We start from the raw sequence: 21,302 nt of genomic DNA, 5'->3' as shown, positions 1-21,302 counted from the left end.
TACTGATTAAGCTGGGGCAGATGATGCTCCGGCTTTTTTATTAAAATTTTCATGAAACTCTTTTTTATATAAATCAATTCCGTCAGTGCCAATTGGGCCAAGAAATTTGCTTATTTCCGCGCTTTTTCCTGCAATATTATTAAGGTGACATTCAACATAAGTCTTTTTCTGCGCATCAAAAATGTAAGTCCCATTTGATAATGTCACTTTTTAGCTAGTTTATAATGTCACCCAGATACGGCGCATTTTCCACCTTTCTGGGAGATCTCTTCTGATGCTGGTAACCATGTCCAATAAAGAACTTCACCGCTTGCCGGTGATCCAGGCCGTTGTTGAAAAGCGCCTGCGTCGCCGTGATGCCGCCTCTCAGTTGGATCTCACAGAACGTCAGGTACAACGTCTGATGAACCGCTTCAGGGAATCCGGTGCTGCCGGGCTGACGAACAGCCGTCGCGGTTTGCCCGGAACTCATCGCATTGATATTGCACTGCGCCATCGGATACTGACGCTGCTACGTGAAAATTACGTCGGTTTCGGGCCCACACTTGCCGCAGAAAAGCTTCAGGAGCGCCATGGGATTTCCGTTTCTGTCGAGACGTTGCGCTGCTGGATGACTGCCGACGGTCTCTGGGTGCCGCATGCCCATCGGCGACCGCGAGTTTATCAGCCCCGTTATCGACGCGACTGTTTGGGTGAACTCATTCAAATCGACGGTTCACACCACGACTGGTTTGAAGGACGTGCCTCCAAGTGCTGCCTGTTGGTTTACATCGATGATGCCACCGGTCGCCTGATGCATCTGCGATTTTGTCAGAGCGAATCAGCCTTCGACTACATGCTGGCAACGCGCGAGTACGTGGATAAACACGGCAAGCCGGTGGCGTTTTATAGCGACAAGCATGCTGTGTTCAGAGTCAGCCAGGCTGAGACTCGTCGGACCGGCATGACTCAGTTCGGACGTGCGTTGCATGATCTCAATATTGAACTGATATGTGCTAACAGCAGCCAGGCTAAGGGGCGCGTCGAGCGTGCCAACCTGACGCTGCAGGATCGGCTGATTAAGGAGATGCGGCTGGAAAACATCAGTGGCATTGACGCGGCCAATGCGTGGCTGGACGTTTTTATTCGCGACTTTAATCGTCGATTCGCCAGACCCGCAACCTACCCGAAAGACCTCCATCGACCTGTCAGCGAGAACCGCTCAGAGCTGGATGATATTTTTGCCTGGCAGACGCTGCGTACGCTCTCAAAATCGTTGACCTTTCAATATGATAAGATGCTTTATCTTGTTGAACCCTCGGGGGAAAATGCGCATATTGCGGGTGAGAAAATCCTGGCTTTTGACTATCCGGACGGCACGCTGGCGTTCCGCTATGGCAACAGAACGCTGAAGTATCAGGTATTCGACAAGCTGGCCTGTATCGATCAGGGCCGCATTGTGGACAACAAGCGACTGGGGGCAGTTCTGAAATTAGCGCAGGAAAAGCAGGACGAACTCGAGACAGCGGGGAAAAGAAATCGCAGCCAACATATGCCTAAAAGGCGTGCTCAGGTTCAGGAACAACTGAGGGCAATGAACCCGGTACTTGCCGACCCGCCCCTGTTCAAACCCAGTCTGAAAAGATGACCTGACTGCCCTTTTCTCTTCAGAATTTGGATAAAAAGTGACATTCAAAAATGGGAAATCAGGGTGACATTTTAAACTGGGATAGACAAAAAAAATGAATAATATTACTGCCTTTAAATTTAATCACATTACAGGCATGCCCTTGTGTCGCCCCCGGTAACATGCGCAACATAGCTGGCCGATGAATCACAAGGACACCATTTAACTCGTCAGTGGGTTGATATTGCTGTAGCTGAGTCAACAGTTCATCAACAGACTTAGCACTCTTATCTAGCAACCCCATATTCCCTTTGACATCCCCACCTCTCAGTTCGGGTATTGCAAGATAAACCGTATTCTTCTCAAATGTTTCAGCCACGGCGGTGGCACAAGAAGCACAGTTAGTTTGCCCAAAACCATGAATGCCGAAGTATGCCAGCAAAGCAGCGAGTGGTCGTAGTAACAGAGGCGGCTTACCCTTACTATTGCCTATATTTAACAAATAGCCTGTTAGATAATTCTCTTTGGTACCAAAAATGGAGTAGTTACTGGGCTTAATGCCAAAGGAGGCTTTCTCATTTGTTATGGCTAATGTTGGTGGTGTATAGCTCTCAGTGATAACTGCTGAAGCGGCATCCCATTCATCAGGTTCACATATAATTGACACGTTACTATACAGTGATTCAGTACTCCCACCCCTCGATAATGCCCTCAATGGCGGACTTAATGGGTCCAAACCTGGATTATCTATCAAGCTCGTACTTGAAACGCCACGAATGCTCATAATTCTCTCCGCATAATTTGCCACATTTATTAGACCAAATAACTCAATAGCGCATTTAACACGTGCTGGCGAATTACGCGGTTTTTATCTGTAAGAAAGAGATGAATTGTGAAAATAATCAGAGGGTTAAAATGGTTAATAAAACAAAGCGCCCGCAAGCATTAACCTACGGGCGCTGAGTCTACTACGGCTATAAAAATGTTATTATTTTATCGTTTACTTATTTCATCAAACACGCCACCAGTGGCGAAATGTGTCTGCTGTGCTTTGGTCCAGCCACCGAACACTTCATCGATAGTAAACAACTTCAATTTCGGGAACTCGTTGGCGAATTTAGCCGCCACTGCCGGATCCCGTGGCCGATAGTAATTCTTGGCAGCAATAGTCTGGCCTTCTGGCGAATAGAGGTATTTTAAGTAAGCATCCGCCACTTCCCGGGTACCACGCTTATCAACCACTTTATCCACTACAGATACCGTCGGTTCAGCTAAAATAGAGACACTTGGCGTGATGATATCAAACTTGTCTTTACCTACTTCATTCACCGCCAGCAGAGCTTCGTTCTCCCAGGCAATCAGCACATCGCCAATACCGCGTTCAACAAAGGTATTCGTGGCACCACGCGCGCCGGAGTCCAACACTTCCACATTCTTATACAGCGTTTTAACGAATTCCTGCGCTTTAGCCTGATCATTATTGTTGTGTTCTAACGCATAACCCCATGCCGCCAGATAGTTCCAACGCGCGCCACCCGAGGTTTTCGGATTAGGTGTAATGACCGAAATTCCTGGTTTCACTAAATCTGACCAGTCATGAATCTGTTTCGGATTCCCTTTACGCACCAAGAACACGATAGTTGAGGTATACGGCGCAGAGTTATCAGGCAGGCGCTTAATCCAGTTTTTATCAATACGACCACGCTCAGCAATAGCATCGACATCATATGCCAGTGCTAATGTCACCACATCAGCTTCAATACCATTAATAACCGAGGTCGCCTGCTTACCGGAACCGCCATGTGATTGACGCACCGTCACCTTATCACCGGTTTGCTGTTGCCAATGCTTACTGAATGCCTGGTTATATTCCTGATAGAATTCACGTGTCGGATCATATGACACATTCAATAGTTGGATATCTTTTGCCATGGCACCTGATGCCAGCAGCAGTAATGACAGACCTACACCCCATTTACGCATTGACCCGCTCCCATAAATATTGTTATTAATTAAATAGTTATTAACCTATACCCTAAATAATTCAAGTAGCAGGAAGGCGGCAAGGGAGATAATCCCGATGAGCTTACATAAGTAAGTGATTAGGGTTATTGAGTGTAGCCAACACATACGCAGCTTGAAGTATGACGGGTATAAATTGTAATCAACTAAATTGGTTGACCTGATACTGAGCGTGCCAGAAACTTCCCGCGCAATTAAAGAATAAAAAAGTTTTGATTATATCAATACGAAATATACAGGCAGCACGACCAATAAATATCAAGCAATCGACACACCGGTGGTCTGAGAAATAGCAGGCATAAATGCAAAAAGCCCCCGGCATGCGGAGGCTTTTATATTGGATAGCAGACTGTTTTAGAACAATTTTTTAGCTGTGTCGTACCAATCTTCTTTAAATTTACTTTTCTTGTTCTCTGGCGCAATACAAACAGAGATAAGTTCATGCACCATTTTCTCGTTTTGTACGCCAACGCAGAAACCACCTTGCGTATAGTCGTGGTCTTCCAACAACAAGTCGACGGCATAAGCACCCATACGGGAAGCCAGAATGCGGTCATAGGCTACTGGTGCACCACCACGCTGAATGTGGCCTAATACAGTGCCACGGGTTTCACGGCCGGTTTCTTTCTCGATATATTTAGCCAGTTCGTCGATATCATCCAGTTTTTCAGTAATAGCAACGATAGCGTGCTTTTTACCTTTCGCGATGCCAGCTTTGATTTCATCAACCAAATCATCACGTTTGAATTCGACTTCAGGAATAGCAATAAACTCACAACCACCAGCAATGGCAGCCGCCAAAGTCAGGTCACCACAATAACGACCCATCACTTCAACGATAGAGATACGTTGGTGTGAAGAGGAGGTATCACGCAGACGGTCAATCGCTTCAACCACGGTCCCCAGTGCAGTGAAGAAACCGATGGTATAGTCAGTACCGGCCACATCGTTATCGATGGTGCCCGGTAAACCTACACAGTGGATACCACCCTCTTTGGTCAGCAAGTCTGCACCGGCATAAGAACCGTCACCACCGATAACCACCAGGCCATCGATACCCCGGTCTTGCATGTTCTTCAGGGCCACTTTACGTTTTTCTGGATCACGGAACTCAGGAAAACGTGCAGAACCCAGGAAGGTACCACCACGGTTAATCATATCGGACACGCTATAGCGGTCCAGTTTTCTCATGCGATTTTCATACAAGCCCAGGTAGCCATCTTCAATACCGTAAACTTCTAATCCTGCTGACAAAGCGGCACGAACAACCCCACGAATGGCTGCGTTCATACCTGGCGCGTCACCGCCGCTTGTTAGTACACCGATTTTTTTGACCATGACTACCTCTAAACTTGTAGATGCGATTTTTAAAATTCTTTATTTGCTAATTTTGTCTTGCACAAGAGACCCGTACAGAAAACCAGCTTTATGAGATTAATATCGGATATTATAGCAAAAACACCAAGCTGAATTGATTCAAGTCATGCCATCTGGCGGTATTTTCTTCAACACTGAACCATAATGTAACCACAGTTTACCTGTCGTTAATGAAGAAATTATAACTCCCAATGCGCATGGCGCTCTTTCGGCACCACAGAGCAGGGATCTTGATGGATAAGTACATCGGCACCGGGGAATCGGTGCAACAGTGCGCGTTCAACTTCCTCAGCTAAGATATGTGCTTCCATCAATGGCATCATATCTTCCATTTCAAGATGAAGTTGAATAAAGCGTGTTGGCCCCGATTGGCGGGTACGCAGATCATGAGCACCAATCACGCCCGGCCATGACATCACAATATCAATAATCTGCTGGCGCTCGTCATCAGGCAATGCCCTGTCCAGCAAGGCTTGAACCGCTTCATATCCCATACGTAACGCACTATAGAGAATATAAACACCAATACCCAATGCAAACAACGCATCAGCCCAGTGAAAACCATACCAACTTAATGCCAATGCAATAAGAATAGCACCATTCATCATGACGTCAGATTGATAGTGCAACATGTCGGCGCGAATGGCCTGGCTGTGGGTTTTTCGTATCACCCAACGCTGAAAAGTGACTAATATCAATGTACTGAATAATGCAATTAAGGTGACCCAGATACCTATACCTGGATCTTGCACTGGTTGCGGTGACGCCAAATGCTGAAAACCCGTCAGGAACAGGAATAACGCCGAGCCGGAAATAAACATGCTTTGTGCCAGTGCGGCCAGTGACTCAGCCTTGCCATGACCAAAAGTGTGCTCTTCATCGGCGGGTTGCAGAGAGTAACGCACCACAAAAAGGTTTGTCAGAGAAGCGGCCAGATCCACCAGAGAGTCAACCAACGCCGCCAACAAACTTACCGAACCGGTATGCCACCAGGCAAAAATTTTAATAATCAGTAAGGTTGATGCCAGCCCTGTCGCACTGAGCGCGGCAGCTTTAACCAAACGCGCATATTGCGGATCCATAACTTATCCTAAATGATATTTTAGAATTATGAGTATACGGAAATGGAATAAAAAAAGCCCTCCATCATGGAGGGCGAAAGACAGGGATGGTGTCTATGGCAAGGAAAACAGGGTATTACAGGGTACTACTTACTTCTGGGCAGAAGAGGGTTGTGCTGCTGGCGCCTGCTGCATTTTCTCAATGCGCTGCTGGTGCTTTTGGTTCAAGACAGCTTTTTGCTCTGGAGTGAGCAAGTTAAACATTTGGTTACGAACTTTGGCCATTTCGACCTGACGTTCAATCTGGTCCTTGGACATTTTCTCAGCCTGCGCTCTTACCGCAGCTTCATCGAATTTATCGGCGGTAATCAGCTTGTGCATTGCGTCTCTGTCCGCCATATCAAGGCGTGGCTGGCCTTGGCGAGACTGGCGCATCAGGTCACGCATTTGCTGACGCTGTTGTTCTGTCAGATTGACGCCGTCAAACATGTTATGGTGACCGCGACCATCTTTCTTGTTCATCATCGCACTATCACCGTGGCACCAGCTATCAGTGGCCCCGGTCTTATCGGCGGCGAAGGCGGCTTGAGAGCCTAGAACTAACATTGACGCCATGATTAACGTTGTTACTTTAGTTACTTTGCGCATTATTAACTCCTGGGTTCTGTCTGCTAAGCGATTTGCTGCTATGCGATTCAATGTGAAGCAGTCTATCGCTCCTGCTGCAAACAAGCGTCAGCGCATGTAAAACTGGGGTCAGTGCATGTAAAGCTAAGTAAAGTCATGGAATACCGGCAATTGTTAACGTATTTTGCGTCAAGAGGAGAAATAACCATGCATAAAATCCTATTAGTTGATGATGATCGTGAATTGACGTCGCTGTTGAAAGAATTACTGGAAATGGAAGGCTTTAATGTTGTTGTTGCCTATGATGGCGAACAGGCGTTAAACCTGCTAGATAACTCTATCGACTTGTTATTGCTAGATATTATGATGCCGCGTAAAAACGGTATCGAAACTTTGAAAGAATTACGTCAACATCACCAGACCCCTGTCATTATGCTGACTGCTCGTGGCAGTGAATTGGATCGGGTGCTTGGCCTTGAGCTGGGCGCTGATGATTATCTGGCAAAACCGTTTAATGATCGTGAGCTTGTGGCGCGTATCCGTGCCATTTTGCGCCGCTCGAACTGGAGCGAACAACAGCAAAATGTCGATCAAGGTGCGCCAACACTGGACGTTGATTGCCTGCAATTGAATCCAGGCCGTCAAGAGGCTACCTTTGAAGGCCAATCGCTGGAATTGACCGGGACTGAATTTACCTTGCTCTACCTGCTGGCTCAGCATCTCGGTCAGGTAGTCTCGCGGGAGCATCTCAGCCAGGAAGTGCTGGGGAAACGGTTAACACCTTTTGACCGTGCTATTGATATGCACATTTCAAACCTGCGCCGTAAGCTGCCGGATCGCAAAGACGGGTTACCTTGGTTTAAAACTCTGCGTGGTCGCGGATATCTGATGGTATCAGAAACATGATTAACAGTTTAACGACGCGAATTTTTGCTATTTTTTGGTTCACCTTAGCACTGGTATTAATGCTGGTATTGATGGTGCCAAAGCTCGACTCGCGTCAACTGACTGCCTTGCTCGACAGTGAACAGCGCCAGGGAACAATGCTCGAGCAACATATCGAAGCTGAACTGGCCAGTGACCCCGCCAATGACCTGATGTGGTGGCGCAGGCTTTATCGCGCCATCGAAAAATGGGCACCACCGGGCCAACATCTCGTGTTAGTCACCACTGAGGGCCGTGTCATTGGCGCTCAACGTCACGAAATGCAAATTGTCCGTAATTTTATCGGCCAGTCTGATAACTCAGATCAGCCGAAAAAGAAGAAATATGGCCGTGTCGAGATGGTCGGCCCCTTCTCTATCCGCGATGGTGAAGATAACTATCAGCTCTATCTGATACGCCCGGCCAGTAGCCCGCAATCTGATTTTATCAATTTGATGTTTGACCGCCCGCTGCTGCTATTGATTGTCACCATGCTTATCAGTGCGCCACTGCTGCTATGGTTGGCTTGGAGTCTGGCAAAACCGGCTCGTAAGTTGAAGAATGCCGCCGATGATGTGGCGCGGGGTAATTTGAAACAGCACCCTGAGCTGGAGTCCGGCCCACAAGAGTTTTTGGCCACCGGTGCCAGTTTTAATCAGATGATCAGTGCGCTCGATAGAATGGTTTTGGCCCAACAACGGCTGATTTCTGATATCTCCCATGAGTTGCGCACGCCACTTACCCGCCTGCAACTGGCGACCGCGTTGATGCGACGTCGTCATGGTGAGGGGAAAGAGCTGGAACGTATCGAAATGGAAGCACAGCGACTGGATAGCATGATCAATGATTTACTGGTGTTATCCCGTAGCCAACATAAAAACGAGCTACATCGCGAACCCATTAAAGCGAATGATTTATGGTCTGACGTGCTGGAAAATGCCCAGTTTGAAGCAGACCAAATGGGCAAAACTCTGGAAGTCACCGCACCTCCCGGGCCATGGACCCTATTTGGCAATCCCGCAGCACTTGATAGCGCGCTGGAGAATATCGTGCGTAACGCACTGCGTTACTCTCATCATCACATTGCGGTGGCATTCAGCTCTGATAATCAGGGTATTACTATCACTGTCGATGATGATGGCCCCGGTGTTAGCCCGGAAGACCGCGAACAAATATTCCGGCCGTTCTACCGCACTGATGAAGCGCGGGATCGCGAATCAGGTGGTACGGGTTTGGGATTGGCGATTGTCGAAACAGCCGTCAATCAGCATCGCGGATGGGTGCGGGCTGAAGATAGCCCATTAGGGGGCTTGCGCTTGATACTGTGGTTGCCGCTGCATCCACTTAAGTCTTAATCTATCGTACCTCTGCCCGATCATCTGGGATCGGGCAGATCTCTGCTATCACGGTTTGCTGACCTCTTCTCCCTGCCCCTCTTTTTCCAGCAACAGCTTTTTGCGCTCAATACCCCAACGATAGCCTGACAACGTGCCATCCTGGCGAATAACCCGGTGACAAGGAATAGCAATCGCCAGCATATTGGCAGCACAGGCACCAGCTACCGCACGCACCGCTTTGGGCGAACCTATTCTGGCGGCGATATCAGCATAACTGGCGGTCTCACCTACCGGTATTTCCCGCAGTGCCTGCCACACCCGCTGCTGAAAAGCGGTGCCCTGAATATCCAGTGGCAAATCTAGCCCGAGCTGAGGAGCCTCAACCAACCCCACCACCTGCGCGAACCATTGCTCAAACTCAGCATCGCCGCCAATTAACTCTGCTTGTGGAAACTTATCCTGTAGCTGCTGCACCAACAGCGCTGGGGAGTCACCCAGCAAGATGGCGCAAATACCCAGCTCACTTTTTGCCATCAGAATCGCACCGAGAGAACTTTCTCCGACGGCAAAATGCAACGTGACATCACGCCCGCCACTGCGGTAGCGGGTCGGTGTCATCCCCAACAACTGATTCGATTGCTCATAAAATCGGCCATTAGAGTTATAACCGGCTTCAAAGATAGCGTCAGTTACCGAGCCTTGCCCCGCTAATTGTGCACGAATACGCGCACTGCGCGTTGCACTGGCATATGCCTTAGGGGTCAACCCGGTAATGGCTTTAAATAAACGATGGAAATGAAAAGCACTGAGATTCACCTGCGCCGCTAGCTCATCAAGTTTAAGTGGCGTCTCGGCCTGCTCAATTAAGCGGCATGCCCGACTGATTTTGTCTGCATGCTGCTGTGACAGTGGTAATTCAGTGGGCTGACATCGTTTACAGGGCCGATAACCGGCCTGTTCAGCAGCATGATTATCGGCAAAGAATTCAACATTCTCTGCTTTGGCCTGACGGGACGGGCAAGAGGGGCGACAATAAACACCGGTCGTTTTCACTGCATAAACGAACTGGCCATCGGCTGTTTTATCCCGATTAACGATCGCATCCCAGAATGTATCTTTCGTCCGGATCATGGTAAATACCCCGTTGGTAGTGACTGTGGTAATCAGCATATAAAACCGCCACTGCTTACACTCTCCGCTGCTTGCTTTTAAATTATTGTGCGTGCTACTGACATTAGCAACCGCTGCACAGAGGGGAGGTTTCTGATATCCTGCGCCCCTCATTATTGGGGGACATATGCTTAATATCGTTTTATTTGAACCTGAAATTCCGCCCAATACCGGTAATATCATCCGGTTATGTGCGAATACCGGCTGCCAGCTCCATCTGATTAAACCTTTAGGTTTCACCTGGGATGACAAACGCTTACGCCGTGCAGGTCTTGATTATCATGAGTTTGCCAGTATTAAGCATCACCATGATTATCAAGCCTTTTTAGATTGTGAAAATCTCGACAGTGCGCAGCCTGCCCGATTATTTGCACTAACCACCAAAGGGACGCCAGCCCACAGTGCAGTAAGCTATCAAGCTGATGATTACCTGTTGTTTGGCCCTGAAACCCGTGGCTTGCCCGCCAGTGTTTTGGATGCATTACCTGCTCAACAGAAAATCAGGATTCCGATGCAAGCCGATAGCCGTAGCATGAATCTGTCAAACGCGGTGTCAGTGGTGGTGTATGAAGCCTGGCGGCAATTAGGTTATCCGGGTGCGTTACTGAGAGAGTCGTTGTTTTAGCCAAAATGTGTCGGTGATCAGCTAGCAACCCAATAGAAAGGTGTACATCCAAGGTAATTGGAGTTGTAGCCAGGCAGCAAACGAACTCATCCCGATGAGCTGACATAAGTCAGTAATTCGGGTGAGTAAGAGCAGCTAACACCGCTACAGCTTCAAGTACGAAGGAGATGATCAGATGCCGTCGCCGTACTCAAACCCATGGGTAATCCCATTGAAATGCTGGTCCATATCCAATGACGGCTTATCACTTTCGGGTTTACCAACGATGCGGGCAGGTACCCCTGCTGCGGTGGTATGAGCGGGAACCGCCTGCAATACAACGGACCCGGCACCAATTTTCGCACCGCGTCCAACCTCGATATTCCCCAAAATTTTTGCCCCAGCCCCAATCATCACACCTTCACGGATCTTCGGATGACGATCACCGCTGGTTTTACCGGTCCCCCCTAAAGTAACCGATTGCAGGATCGATACATCATTCTCAACTACTGCCGTTTCGCCAATAACAATACCGGTCGCGTGGTCCAACATGATGCCGCAACCAATGGTAGCCGCAGGGTGGATATCAACCCCAAAAGCAACAGAGACTTGATTTTGAAGGTAAATAGCTAACGCTTTACGATCCTGCGCCCACAACCAATGACCGATACGATAAGCCTGTAAAGCGTGGAAACCTTTGAGATACAGCAGTGGTGTAGAGTATTTATCAACGGCCGGGTCACGCAGCCGCACCGCCAGAATATCCCGCGCGGCCGAAACTATCATCTGAGCATCTGCACGATAAGCATCCTCAACCACCTCACGGATGGCAATAGCAGGCATGATCGGATTAGCCAGTTTATTCGCGAGAATATAACTCAGGGCACTGCCTAAATTCTCATGCTTCAATAATGTCGCGTGAAAAAAGCTCGCCAGCATGGGTTCACACTCAGCCAGTGCTCTTGCTTCTGATTTAATGCTACTCCAGACCAGTTCTAACTCTTCTGACGACATTACCTACTCCTGCCCATAAAAAATTGCCCAAGGGAACGACCAAGGCAACTATACCCATATTCGTTGAGGTCACCGCAGTGTTAGCGGCAACACCAATGACTTTAGGTATGTAATTATTATTTTATTCCGCCAAACCCGCGTAACCGATCAAATGCCGCTTTTCTCATCTTTTTTGGTCCGACCCAATAAGGTCAATGCCGCTTCACGGGCATTTTTGTGACAATAGAGCACTTGATAGATCTGTTCAGTTATCGGCATTTCAACACCATGGCGCTGGGCTAATGCCAGAACTTCTTTGGTATTGCGGTAACCTTCAACCACCTGACCAATCTTGTCCTGCGCTTCTTGTACCCCTAACCCTTGGCCCAGCATAATACCAAACCGGCGGTTACGAGATTGGTTATCTGTGCAGGTTAGCACCAAATCACCCAAGCCTGCCATGCCCATAAAGGTGGAAGGGTCGGCACCCAATGCAGAACCCAGCCGCGTCATTTCGGCCAAACCTCGGGTTATCAGTGCAGTACGGGCATTCGCACCAAAACCAATGCCATCGGACATCCCGGCACCAATCGCAATCACGTTTTTCACCGCACCGCCAAGCTGCACCCCGATAAAATCAGCATTACTGTAAACCCGGAAGCTTTTGCCACAGTGCAATAACTGTTGCAGGTCTTCGCTAAATTGCGCATCGGTTGATGCCAGCGCAATTGCCGTCGGTAACCCTGCTGCCAACTCTTTAGCAAAGGTTGGGCCAGACACCACCGCCAGCGGGATAGTTTCACCCAACACTTCGCGCGCCACATCCGCCAGCAAGCGGCCAGTTTCGGCCTCAAGCCCTTTGGTCGCCCAAACGATACGTGCATCTTTGCGTAAATGTGGTTTCAACTGATGCAATACCGCACCGAAGACATGGCTAGGTACCACGACTAACACATCGCGGCTGGCTGCCAGCGCACGTGCCAGATCGGTTTCCAGTAATAAGGTATCTGGGAAAGGAACATCGGGTAGGAAAGCTTGGTTACAACGATCACGTTGCAAAACCTGAATATGCTTAGGGTCATGACCCCATAACACGACTTGATGGCCATTACGCGCCAGCGTAATGGCTAATGCGGTGCCGTAAGATCCGGCACCGATTACAGTCATTGAAGCATTGATGGTGTTCATCAGGCATCCTGACGTTGTTCAGCACCTTCGCCGTCAGCCTGCTGTTGCAGATAGTTCATGAACAGGGCATCAAAGTTAACCGGTGCCAAATTAAGCTGTGGGAAAGTACCACGAGAAACCAGGCTGGTGATGCATTCGCGAGCATACGGGAACAAAATGTTCGGGCAGTATGCACCTAAGCAATGCGCCAACTGGGTACCATCGATACCCGCGATGGAGAAGATACCACCCTGCTGAACTTCACACAGGAATGCAGTTTCTTCACCCAAAGAGGCGGTTACCGTCACTCGCAGTACCACTTCATACACATCTTCAGCCAGTTGACTAGAAGCAGTATCAAGATCAAGTTTAACTTCTGGTTGCCAATCCTGCTGGAAAACCTGCGGGGCATTTGGTGCTTCGAAAGAGATATCTTTGGTGTAGATACGCTGGATCTGGAAAGCCATCTCTGTGTTGTTTTGTTCGGACATGTGTATAAATACCCTAAGTTAGACGTCTGTATTAAATAGCACTGCCGCCGTGGGCTCTGTCCATCAAATTAATGGGACCCACTGACGAGTTAAAGCAGCGGATCAAGCCCACCGCGCGCATCCAGGGCGTGTAAATCATCACAGCCACCGATATGCTGCCCATCAATAAATACCTGAGGCACAGTCGTCCGCCCACTCCGAGCAATCATCTCTTCGCGTTTGGCCGGATCACTATCAATTGCGATTTCATGGAAAGCAGCACCTTTGTGGTTCAGCAGTGCTTTGGCACGATGGCAGAACGGGCAGGTTGCTTTGGTATAAATCTCAATCTTCGCCATGGATACACCTCAGTTAACATTATAATTTATTGATATAGCGAATTTTTATAACAAATACGGGTACAGCTCAATACTCATATCACTAAAACGCAGGCAATATGATTACTTGCCGCGCGCCAGTGGTAGATTCTCGCCACTCCAACCGGAGATACCTTCTTTCAAGGTAAATACGCGTTCAAAGCCTGCTTTGTTCAGCAGTTCAGCCGAAGCACGAGAGGTTGTCCCAGTAGCACAAACCACAATGATAGGCTGTGTTTTGTGTTTTTCCAATTCAGCCAAATTACCGTTTTTAATGTCGCTTGGCAGCAAATTAATAGAACTGGCGATATGGCCTTTGCGATAATCATCACGTGTGCGGATATCAACCACAACCGCATCTTCTTTGTTAATCAGACGCGTCGCTTCACCACGGGTAATCTCTTTCACTTTAGAGAGAGAGGTTTTAAAGCTGGTGAAAATTACGGCGACGAACAACGCCACCCAAGCCAGACTCAAAACCGGATGCTGGCTAATGAATTGCATAATTTCTTGCAACATGGGGGTAAAAACTCCCGTTAGTTAGGGGATAATATTCAAGGTCACAGAGTATACCTGCGCGTTGCGGCAAATACAGCCAATATGCAAGTGCTATTGCAGAAACTGCGAGCCATTTCGGAAACTTTTGTCGTCTAAATGATGACAATTACGCAAAACCCCACGCCAATGTTGATCTCTTTGGGCTATTTTTAACCGGTTTTGTAGTAAATTACCGCCTTCGTTCTGGCGGTGTAAATACGTTAACGTAAATAGCCGAGTGTACATAGCCGCGCATATCGTTGGATGTTCGCTGCTATTTGACACTTGGACTTATAAGAAAGAGGTTATGCAATGTCGAGCACTAAAAAACCACTGGTACTGACTATTCTTGATGGCTATGGTCACCGCGAAGAGCAGCAGGATAATGCCATTCTGAATGCTAAAACGCCGGTTATGGACCGTTTATGGCAGCAACAGCCTCATACTTTAATTGCCGCGTCCGGTCTGGATGTTGGCCTGCCAGATGGGCAAATGGGTAACTCTGAAGTGGGCCACGTCAACCTGGGAGCTGGTCGCATTGTTTATCAGGACTTGACCCGTCTCGACAAAGAGATCAAAGACGGCGACTTTTTCACTAACTCAACCTTAACAGCAGCGATTGATAAAGCGGTTAAAGCAGGCAAAGCGGTCCACATTATGGGTCTGTTATCTGCCGGTGGTGTACACAGCCACGAAGACCACATTCTGGCGATGGTTGAACTGGCCGCCAAACGCGGTGCGACGGCTATTTATCTGCACGCATTCCTCGATGGACGTGACACTCCGCCGCGCAGTGCGGAATCTTCACTGAAACGATTCACTGAGAAATTTGCCGCGCTGGGTAAAGGTCGCATCGCTTCTATTATTGGTCGTTACTATGCGATGGACCGTGATAACCGCTGGGATCGCGTACAACTGGCTTACGATTTGCTGACTCAGGCAAAAGGTGAATTCACCGTCGATAACGCCGTCGCAGGTTTGCAAGCAGCTTATGCCCGTGATGAAAACGATGAATTTGTCCGACCAACTGTCATTCAGGCGGCTGGCGAAGCCGATGCGGCGATGAACGATGGCGACGCGCTGATCTTCATGAACTTCCGCGCTGACCGCGCCCGTCAAATCACCCGCAGCTTTGTTAATGCCGATTTTGACGGTTTCAAACGCGATAAAGTAGTTAATTTCGGCGATTTCGTTATGCTGACCGAATATGCAGCGGATATTAAAGTGGCCTGCGCTTACCCACCAGCATCACTACAGAATACCTTCGGTGAGTGGCTGATGAAGCATGACAAAACCCAGTTACGTATTTCCGAAACTGAAAAGTATGCTCACGTCACTTTCTTCTATAACGGCGGCGTTGAAGAACCATTTAAAGGCGAAGACCGTATCCTGATCAACTCACCGAAAGTGGCCACTTATGACCTGCAACCGGAAATGAGTTCAGCAGAACTGACTGAGAAACTGGTCGGCGCTATCGGCAGTGGCAAATATGATGTGATAATTTGTAACTATCCGAACGGCGATATGGTTGGTCATACCGGTGATTACGATGCTGCGGTGAAAGCAGTAGAAACACTGGATAATTGTATTGAACAAGTGGTTGCTGCCGTAAAAGCCGCCGATGGCCAATTGCTTATCACCGCCGACCACGGCAACGCTGAGCAGATGCGCGACCCGGCAACCGGTCAGGCCCATACCGCCCATACCAGCCTGCCAGTGCCACTGATTTATGTCGGCAATAAAGGGGTTAAAGCGGTGGAAGGTGGCAAACTTTCAGATATCGCACCAACCATGTTGTCACTGATGGAAATGGAAATCCCGCAAGAGATGACTGGTAAGCCGCTGTTCATCGTGGAATAATCCTTCGTTATGAAGGAAAAGGCGTCATTTGCAAAATTAATGGTTACGGAAGATGCCATTACCACCAGCCGAGATACAGTTTCTCGGCTGTCCGGTCAGTTGGTGCGTCGCCCGTGGTCAGCACTGTACGCCAGCGTTTTTTGCGCTGGCGTATTGCTATTGCCATTATCCGGCACGGCAGCAGATGCCCCCGCTACAGCAAAAACCGCACAAAGCAAAGACCAGTTGAAGACCATTCAGCAGGATATTGCCGAAAAAGAAAAAAGTGTTCAGCAACAAAAGCAGCAACGCAGTTCATTGCTGGATCAGTTGAAACAACAGGAAAATACCATTGCTCAGGCCAGCCGCAGCCTGCGTGACACCCAAGGTACCCTGACTGAGTTAGACCAAGAAATATCCCGTCTCACCTCCTCGATTGAGAAACTCGAGAGTAAACAATCCCAGCAACAAAATATTCTGTCTAAACAACTTGATGCTGCCTTTAAACAGGGCCAACACAGTGGTTTACAGCTTATTTTAAGTGGCGAAGAGAGCCAGCGCAGTGAGCGTATTCTGGCTTATTTCAGTTACCTCAATGAAGCACGACAGCAATCTATTGAAGAGCTGAAACAGACTCGTACCCATCTCTCTGCCGAGAAAAAAACGCTGGAGCAAAAGCAAAATCAGCAAAAAACCGTGTTGAATGAGCAGAAAACTCAGCAGCAAAAACTGGAACAAGCACGTACCGCACGCAAGAAAACCCTGACCTCGCTGGAAGCTTCACTGGAAAAAGATCAGCAAGGCCTGGCTGAGTTAAAACTAAACGAAACCCGCTTGCGTGATCAAATAGCCAAAGCAGAACGAGAAGCGAAAGCTCGCGCCGAACGAGAGGCCAAAGAAGCCGCTCGGGTACGCGAACAGATAAAAGTTAAAGAACAACAAGCCAAGAAAACCGGTTCTAGCTACAAACCAAGTGAAAGTGAGCGCTCATTAATGGCACGCACTGGCGGCCTTGGTCGCCCGGATGGGCAAGCTGTCTGGCCGGTCCGTGGTAATGTAACTCATCGTTTCGGTGAAGCCTTACAAGGTGAACTACGCTGGAAAGGCATGGTTATCTCTGCACCAGAAGGCAGTGAAGTAAAAGCGATCGCCGATGGCCGTGTCTTATTGGCTGACTGGCTGCAAGGCTATGGTTTGGTTGTGGTTATCGAGCATGGTAGAGGGGATATGAGTTTGTATGGCTACAATCAGAGTGCACTAGTCAATGTGGGTGCTCAGGTGAAAGCTGGTCAACCGATCGCCCTTGTTGGTACCAGTGGCGGCCAAGGTGAGCCATCACTCTATTTCGAAATCCGCCGTCAGGGACAAGCTGTTAACCCACAACCTTGGTTAGGACGATAGCGAACAACCTTAGGGAACTTGTATTGCACTATTTCAACACACGCCGATTTATCATTGTAACCGCCCTACTCATCGCTAACGCCGCACAGGCGGGCAAACTTTCTATTGTGATTGATGACTTTGGTTATCGCCCCCAGAACGAAAACAAGATTTTACAGATGCCACTGCCTATTTCGGTGGCTATCCTACCGAATGCACCTTATGCCAGAGAGATGGCCGTCAAAGCCCATAATCAAGGGCGCGAAATACTGATTCATTTGCCGATGGCTCCCCTAAGCAAACAACCGCTGGAGCGCGACACATTACAGCCATCAATGAGCAGCGAAGAGATTCAGCGCATCATGCGCCAGGCGGTGAATAATGTCCCCTATGCCAAGGGCATGAATAACCATATGGGCAGCGCAATGACCTCCAGTTTCTCCGGCATGCAGAAAGTGATGCGGGAGCTGGACCACTATCAGCTCTATTTCCTCGATAGCGTGACCATCGGTAATAGCCAAGCGAGCCGTGCCGCAGAGGGGACTCAGGTTAAGGTCATTAAGCGCAAAGTCTTTTTGGATGACCCACAAAATGAAGCGGCGATCCGCCAACAGTTTAACCGTGCGGTAGAACTGGCTCGTCGTAATGGTTCGGCTATTGCTATCGGGCACCCCCATCCGGCCACCATTAAAGTGTTGCAACAAATGTTGCCTCAGTTACCTGCTGATATCGTATTAGTCCGGCCAAGTGCACTTCTCAATGAGCCGGTACAAAACAATACGCAAAATAACAGTGGCGGCAGGTTGTCGGGTAAAACCAAACTACCTGGCTCAACCCAAGGCGATCGCCTGAAAGCTATCAAGCAATGCAAAGCGAAAGAGGGCTATGTAGCGGAGAAAATCTACGCAGACAGGATGTTTAGCATCATAGGTGAGAGCTTGATGCAAAGCCCTGCGGTGGTCTTTGTTCAGCGGCATTGGCAGCAATACTTCCCGCCAGTAGCGCCAGTTATTCCGGTGGATAAACCAAAATCGAATAACCAAGACGGCGATAAACCGAAAGCGGATAAGCCTTAATAAAACGGGGCAATCATCACCTGACTGCCCCGCTCTCAATCCTGCAGCTTCAAGGCCGAAGGGAATTCCCAAAGTCATTGGAGGTGCAGGTAGGCGGCCAGCAAACTCATCCCGATGAGCTTATTCATGTAAGGTCAACTACAAGTAAGTGATTCGGGTAACAAATCTGTCGGGAGCAGATTTGAACGCTGCTTGCAGCGGCCTCGCAGAGGCGAGGCCCATGGATGGGCCGAGTAACGCGCGCAGCCAACACCCCTGCAACTTCAAGGCCCGAAGGGAATATTTTAGTCCCAGCTTAAAACCACCTTACCCGACTTACCCGAACGCATCGCATCAAACCCTTGCTGGAACTCATCAATAGAGAAACGATGAGTGATTATCGGGGTTAAATCCAAGCCAGATTGAATTAGTGCTGCCATTTTGTACCAGGTTTCAAACATTTCACGGCCATATATTCCTTTGATAAACAGCCCTTTGAAGATCACCTGATTCCAGTCGATAGACATATCAGAGGGAGGTATCCCCAGCATTGCGATACGCCCACCATGATTCATTGAGTTAAGTAATGAACGGAACGCCGGTGGCGCACCTGACATTTCCAGACCGACATCAAACCCTTCAGTCATGCCCAGTTCAGCCATCACATCCGTCAGATTCTCTTTACTAACGTTAACGGCACGGGTTACACCCATTTTACGCGCCAGATCCAGGCGATATTCATTCACATCAGTGATAACAACATGGCGAGCGCCAACATGCTTACACACGGCTGCGGCCATGATACCAATCGGGCCAGCACCGGAAACCAGCACATCTTCACCCACTAAATCAAAGGATAACGCGGTATGCACCGCATTACCGAAGGGGTCAAAAATAGCGGCTAGCTCATCAGAAATATTGTCTGGAATTTTGAACGCATTGAAGGCAGGAATGACCAAATACTCAGCAAAAGAACCAGGGCGGTTAACCCCAACCCCCACGGTATTACGGCACAAATGAGTACGACCACCACGGCAATTACGGCAATGACCGCAGGTAATATGACCCTCGCCAGACACCCGATCACCAATATTAAAGCCTTTCACTTCCTGACCAATGGCGACAACTTCACCAACATATTCGTGGCCAACCACCATTGGGACGGGGATCGTTTTTTGCGACCATTCATCCCAATTATAAATATGCACATCGGTACCACAGATAGCGGTTTTGCGAATTTTGATCATGATATCGTTGTGCCCCAGCTCTGGTGGCGGCACATCGGTCATCCAGATACCTTCTTCGGCCTTCAGTTTAGACAATGCTTTCATGAACATTCCTTACGCAATAACGTTAAGTTGTTTGCCGATACGCACAAAGGCTTCAATAGCCCGCTCGACTTGCTCTGTCGTATGATCCGCCGACATTTGGGTACGGATCCGCGCCTGGCCTTTCGGTACCACCGGATAGAAGAAGCCGGTAACGTAAATACCCTCTTTCAGCAAGGCATTGGCAAATTTTTGCGCAAGTGCCGCATCACCGAGCATGACAGGAATGATGGCATGATCAGCGCCAGCCAATGTGAATCCGGCGGCACTCATTTTCTCGCGGAATAAACGCGCATTCGACCATAAGCGATCACGCAGTTCAGCGCCGTCTTCCAATAGCGATAACACTTCAATAGAAGCCGCTACTATTGCTGGAGCCAATGAATTTGAGAACAAGTAAGGCCGTGAACGCTGGCGCAACCACTCAACCACTTCTTTGCGGCCAGCGGTATAACCGCCTGACGCCCCACCCAGTGCTTTACCCAAAGTACCGGTGATAATATCAACGCGATCCATTACTTCGCAGTATTCATGAGTGCCACGACCATTAGCCCCCACAAAACCCACAGCATGGGAGTCATCGACCATCACTAATGCCTGATACTCATCCGCCAAATCACAAACACCTTTCAGGTTGGCAATGACACCATCCATGGAGAACACACCGTCAGTGGCAATCATAATATGACGCGCACCATCTGCTTTGGCTTGTTTGAGTTGGACTTCCAGTTCGCTCATATCGTTATTGGCATAACGGTAGCGCTTGGCTTTACATAACCGTACACCATCAATGATTGAAGCATGATTCAGCGCATCAGAAATAATGGCATCTTCTGGCCCCAGCAGGGTTTCAAACAAACCGCCGTTAGCATCAAAACAAGAAGAGTAAAGAATGGCATCTTCCATACCGAGGAAACTGGCTAGCTTCTGCTCTAACTCTTTATGTGTGTCTTGGGTACCACAAATAAAACGAACCGACGCCATACCAAAACCATGAGTATCCATGCCTTGCTTAGCGGCTGCGATCAACCTTGGGTGGTTGGCCAGGCCCAAATAGTTATTGGCGCAGAAATTAATAACACGGCTTCCATCAGCTACAGCAATGTCTGCTTGCTGGGCGGTGGTGATAATTCGCTCGTTTTTATACAACCCTTCAGCACGGGTAGTTATGAGTTGTTGTTCTAATTGCTGATAAAAAGGGTGTCGATTAAATGGCTGGGACATTCAGTTATCTCCAAGATGGGCAATTTCACAGTACATTTTACTGATTAGTGAGTGAACTGACGAGGAACCTTGTCTTATATTATAAAAAATGCAGTACATATCACGGTGAACAATCCTAAAGCGCATAGAAACCGTGAGATTAAGCCCCTTGCGGCTGTGCGCTATCCTATGAAATGTTATGATAACGCCAACTAGAGTGTGGGG

General features: G+C 48.6%; 20 protein-coding genes and 2 pseudogenes. 7 read left to right on the top strand and 15 right to left on the bottom strand.

All coding sequences use genetic code 11. The features are described 5' to 3' along the window. Positions 1 to 6: 6 nt before the first annotated feature. Positions 7 to 198: pseudogene (locus A6J66_017555) on the bottom strand (hypothetical protein). An 88-nt stretch (positions 199 to 286) separates the two neighbouring features. On the opposite strand from A6J66_017555, the gene A6J66_017550 reads away from it, so the two are divergent. Continuing rightward, positions 287 to 1,627, top strand: coding sequence for an ISNCY family transposase (locus tag A6J66_017550; protein ID PNM27059.1), 1,341 nt, complete (start codon positions 287 to 289; stop codon positions 1,625 to 1,627). A gap of 88 nt (positions 1,628 to 1,715) precedes the next feature. Here A6J66_017550 and A6J66_017545 read toward each other — a convergent pair. The 6 genes and pseudogenes from A6J66_017545 to cpxP all read right to left on the bottom strand — a co-directional run bounded on the left by A6J66_017545 (position 1,716) and on the right by cpxP (position 6,714). Continuing rightward, positions 1,716 to 2,192: pseudogene (locus tag A6J66_017545) on the bottom strand (hypothetical protein). Positions 2,193 to 2,599: 407 nt separating this feature from the next. Further along, complete coding sequence (locus A6J66_017540; protein ID PNM25823.1) at positions 2,600 to 3,589, bottom strand: sulfate ABC transporter substrate-binding protein; 990 nt, start codon at positions 3,587 to 3,589, stop codon at positions 2,600 to 2,602. A gap of 181 nt (positions 3,590 to 3,770) precedes the next feature. Continuing rightward, positions 3,771 to 3,950 (bottom strand): hypothetical protein, encoded by a 180-nt coding sequence (locus A6J66_017535; GenBank protein PNM25822.1) that lies wholly within the window; start codon positions 3,948 to 3,950, stop codon positions 3,771 to 3,773. A gap of 32 nt (positions 3,951 to 3,982) precedes the next feature. Then, entirely contained in the window at positions 3,983 to 4,966 is a 984-nt protein-coding gene (gene pfkA, locus A6J66_017530) for a 6-phosphofructokinase (protein PNM25821.1), read from the bottom strand. Positions 4,967 to 5,184: 218 nt separating this feature from the next. Continuing rightward, a complete protein-coding gene (locus A6J66_017525; GenBank protein PNM25820.1) occupies positions 5,185 to 6,087 on the bottom strand; it encodes a cation-efflux pump FieF in 903 nt (300 codons plus the stop codon). Between the two features lie 129 nt (positions 6,088 to 6,216). Further along, positions 6,217 to 6,714: a stress adaptor protein CpxP gene (cpxP, locus tag A6J66_017520; protein PNM25819.1), complete on the bottom strand. Its 498-nt coding sequence runs from the start codon at positions 6,712 to 6,714 to the stop codon at positions 6,217 to 6,219. Between the two features lie 186 nt (positions 6,715 to 6,900). Between cpxP and A6J66_017515 the strand changes: the two genes are divergently transcribed. Together A6J66_017515 and A6J66_017510 are read left to right on the top strand one after the other, a co-directional pair. Then, positions 6,901 to 7,599 (top strand): DNA-binding response regulator, encoded by a 699-nt coding sequence (locus A6J66_017515; protein ID PNM25818.1) that lies wholly within the window; start codon positions 6,901 to 6,903, stop codon positions 7,597 to 7,599. Continuing rightward, on the top strand, positions 7,596 to 8,972 hold the full coding sequence (locus A6J66_017510; protein PNM25817.1) for a two-component system sensor histidine kinase CpxA: 1,377 nt from the start codon (positions 7,596 to 7,598) through the stop codon (positions 8,970 to 8,972). The genes A6J66_017515 and A6J66_017510 overlap by 4 nt, the downstream gene beginning before the upstream one ends. Before the next feature lie 48 nt (positions 8,973 to 9,020). On the opposite strand, the gene A6J66_017505 is transcribed toward A6J66_017510, so the two are convergent. Next, positions 9,021 to 10,085: a bifunctional DNA-binding transcriptional regulator/O6-methylguanine-DNA methyltransferase Ada gene (locus tag A6J66_017505; protein ID PNM27058.1), complete on the bottom strand. Its 1,065-nt coding sequence runs from the start codon at positions 10,083 to 10,085 to the stop codon at positions 9,021 to 9,023. Between the two features lie 166 nt (positions 10,086 to 10,251). Here A6J66_017505 and A6J66_017500 point away from each other — a divergent pair, with 166 nt between their 5' ends. Next, positions 10,252 to 10,749, top strand: a complete 498-nt coding sequence (locus A6J66_017500) for a tRNA (uridine(34)/cytosine(34)/5-carboxymethylaminomethyluridine(34)-2'-O)-methyltransferase TrmL (protein PNM25816.1) — start codon at positions 10,252 to 10,254, stop codon at positions 10,747 to 10,749. Between the two features lie 171 nt (positions 10,750 to 10,920). Here the strand turns inward: A6J66_017500 and A6J66_017495 are convergent, their stop codons facing one another. From A6J66_017495 to A6J66_017475, 5 genes are all read right to left on the bottom strand, one after another. Next, complete coding sequence (locus A6J66_017495) at positions 10,921 to 11,742, bottom strand: serine O-acetyltransferase (protein PNM25815.1); 822 nt, start codon at positions 11,740 to 11,742, stop codon at positions 10,921 to 10,923. Positions 11,743 to 11,889: 147 nt separating this feature from the next. Beyond that, positions 11,890 to 12,909, bottom strand: a complete 1,020-nt coding sequence (locus A6J66_017490; GenBank protein PNM25814.1) for an NAD(P)H-dependent glycerol-3-phosphate dehydrogenase — start codon at positions 12,907 to 12,909, stop codon at positions 11,890 to 11,892. Then, positions 12,909 to 13,379 (bottom strand): protein-export protein SecB, encoded by a 471-nt coding sequence (locus tag A6J66_017485; protein PNM25813.1) that lies wholly within the window; start codon positions 13,377 to 13,379, stop codon positions 12,909 to 12,911. Before A6J66_017485 ends, A6J66_017490 begins: the two co-directional genes overlap by 1 nt. A gap of 89 nt (positions 13,380 to 13,468) precedes the next feature. After that, entirely contained in the window at positions 13,469 to 13,717 is a 249-nt protein-coding gene (locus A6J66_017480; protein ID PNM25812.1) for a glutaredoxin 3, read from the bottom strand. A gap of 102 nt (positions 13,718 to 13,819) precedes the next feature. After that, on the bottom strand, positions 13,820 to 14,254 hold the full coding sequence (locus tag A6J66_017475) for a rhodanese-like domain-containing protein (GenBank protein PNM25811.1): 435 nt from the start codon (positions 14,252 to 14,254) through the stop codon (positions 13,820 to 13,822). Positions 14,255 to 14,584: 330 nt separating this feature from the next. Between A6J66_017475 and A6J66_017470 the strand changes: the two genes are divergently transcribed. Genes A6J66_017470 through A6J66_017460 form a run of 3 tightly spaced genes read left to right on the top strand, consistent with a single transcriptional unit; the run spans position 14,585 to position 18,567 of the window. Continuing rightward, on the top strand, positions 14,585 to 16,132 hold the full coding sequence (locus A6J66_017470) for a 2,3-bisphosphoglycerate-independent phosphoglycerate mutase (protein ID PNM25810.1): 1,548 nt from the start codon (positions 14,585 to 14,587) through the stop codon (positions 16,130 to 16,132). A gap of 9 nt (positions 16,133 to 16,141) precedes the next feature. Further along, the gene (locus A6J66_017465; GenBank protein PNM25809.1) at positions 16,142 to 17,512 is read left to right on the top strand and encodes a murein hydrolase activator EnvC; all 1,371 of its coding nucleotides are present in this window, start codon (positions 16,142 to 16,144) and stop codon (positions 17,510 to 17,512) included. 23 nt (positions 17,513 to 17,535) lie between these two features. Continuing rightward, on the top strand, positions 17,536 to 18,567 hold the full coding sequence (locus A6J66_017460; protein ID PNM25808.1) for a divergent polysaccharide deacetylase family protein: 1,032 nt from the start codon (positions 17,536 to 17,538) through the stop codon (positions 18,565 to 18,567). A gap of 284 nt (positions 18,568 to 18,851) precedes the next feature. Here A6J66_017460 and A6J66_017455 read toward each other — a convergent pair whose 3' ends face one another. Together A6J66_017455 and kbl are read right to left on the bottom strand one after the other, a co-directional pair. Then, the gene (locus tag A6J66_017455) at positions 18,852 to 19,877 is read right to left on the bottom strand and encodes an L-threonine 3-dehydrogenase (GenBank protein ID PNM25807.1); all 1,026 of its coding nucleotides are present in this window, start codon (positions 19,875 to 19,877) and stop codon (positions 18,852 to 18,854) included. Between the two features lie 9 nt (positions 19,878 to 19,886). Further along, a complete protein-coding gene (kbl, locus tag A6J66_017450) occupies positions 19,887 to 21,098 on the bottom strand; it encodes a glycine C-acetyltransferase (GenBank protein PNM25806.1) in 1,212 nt (403 codons plus the stop codon). Positions 21,099 to 21,302: the final 204 nt, after the last annotated feature.

Origin of the sequence: Yersinia enterocolitica, from assembly GCA_002082245.2 — a bacterium.
GTDB lineage: Bacteria > Pseudomonadota > Gammaproteobacteria > Enterobacterales > Enterobacteriaceae > Yersinia > Yersinia enterocolitica_E.
Note: the sequence above shows the minus strand (reverse complement) of the source record. Positions and strands in the feature narration are given on the sequence as shown.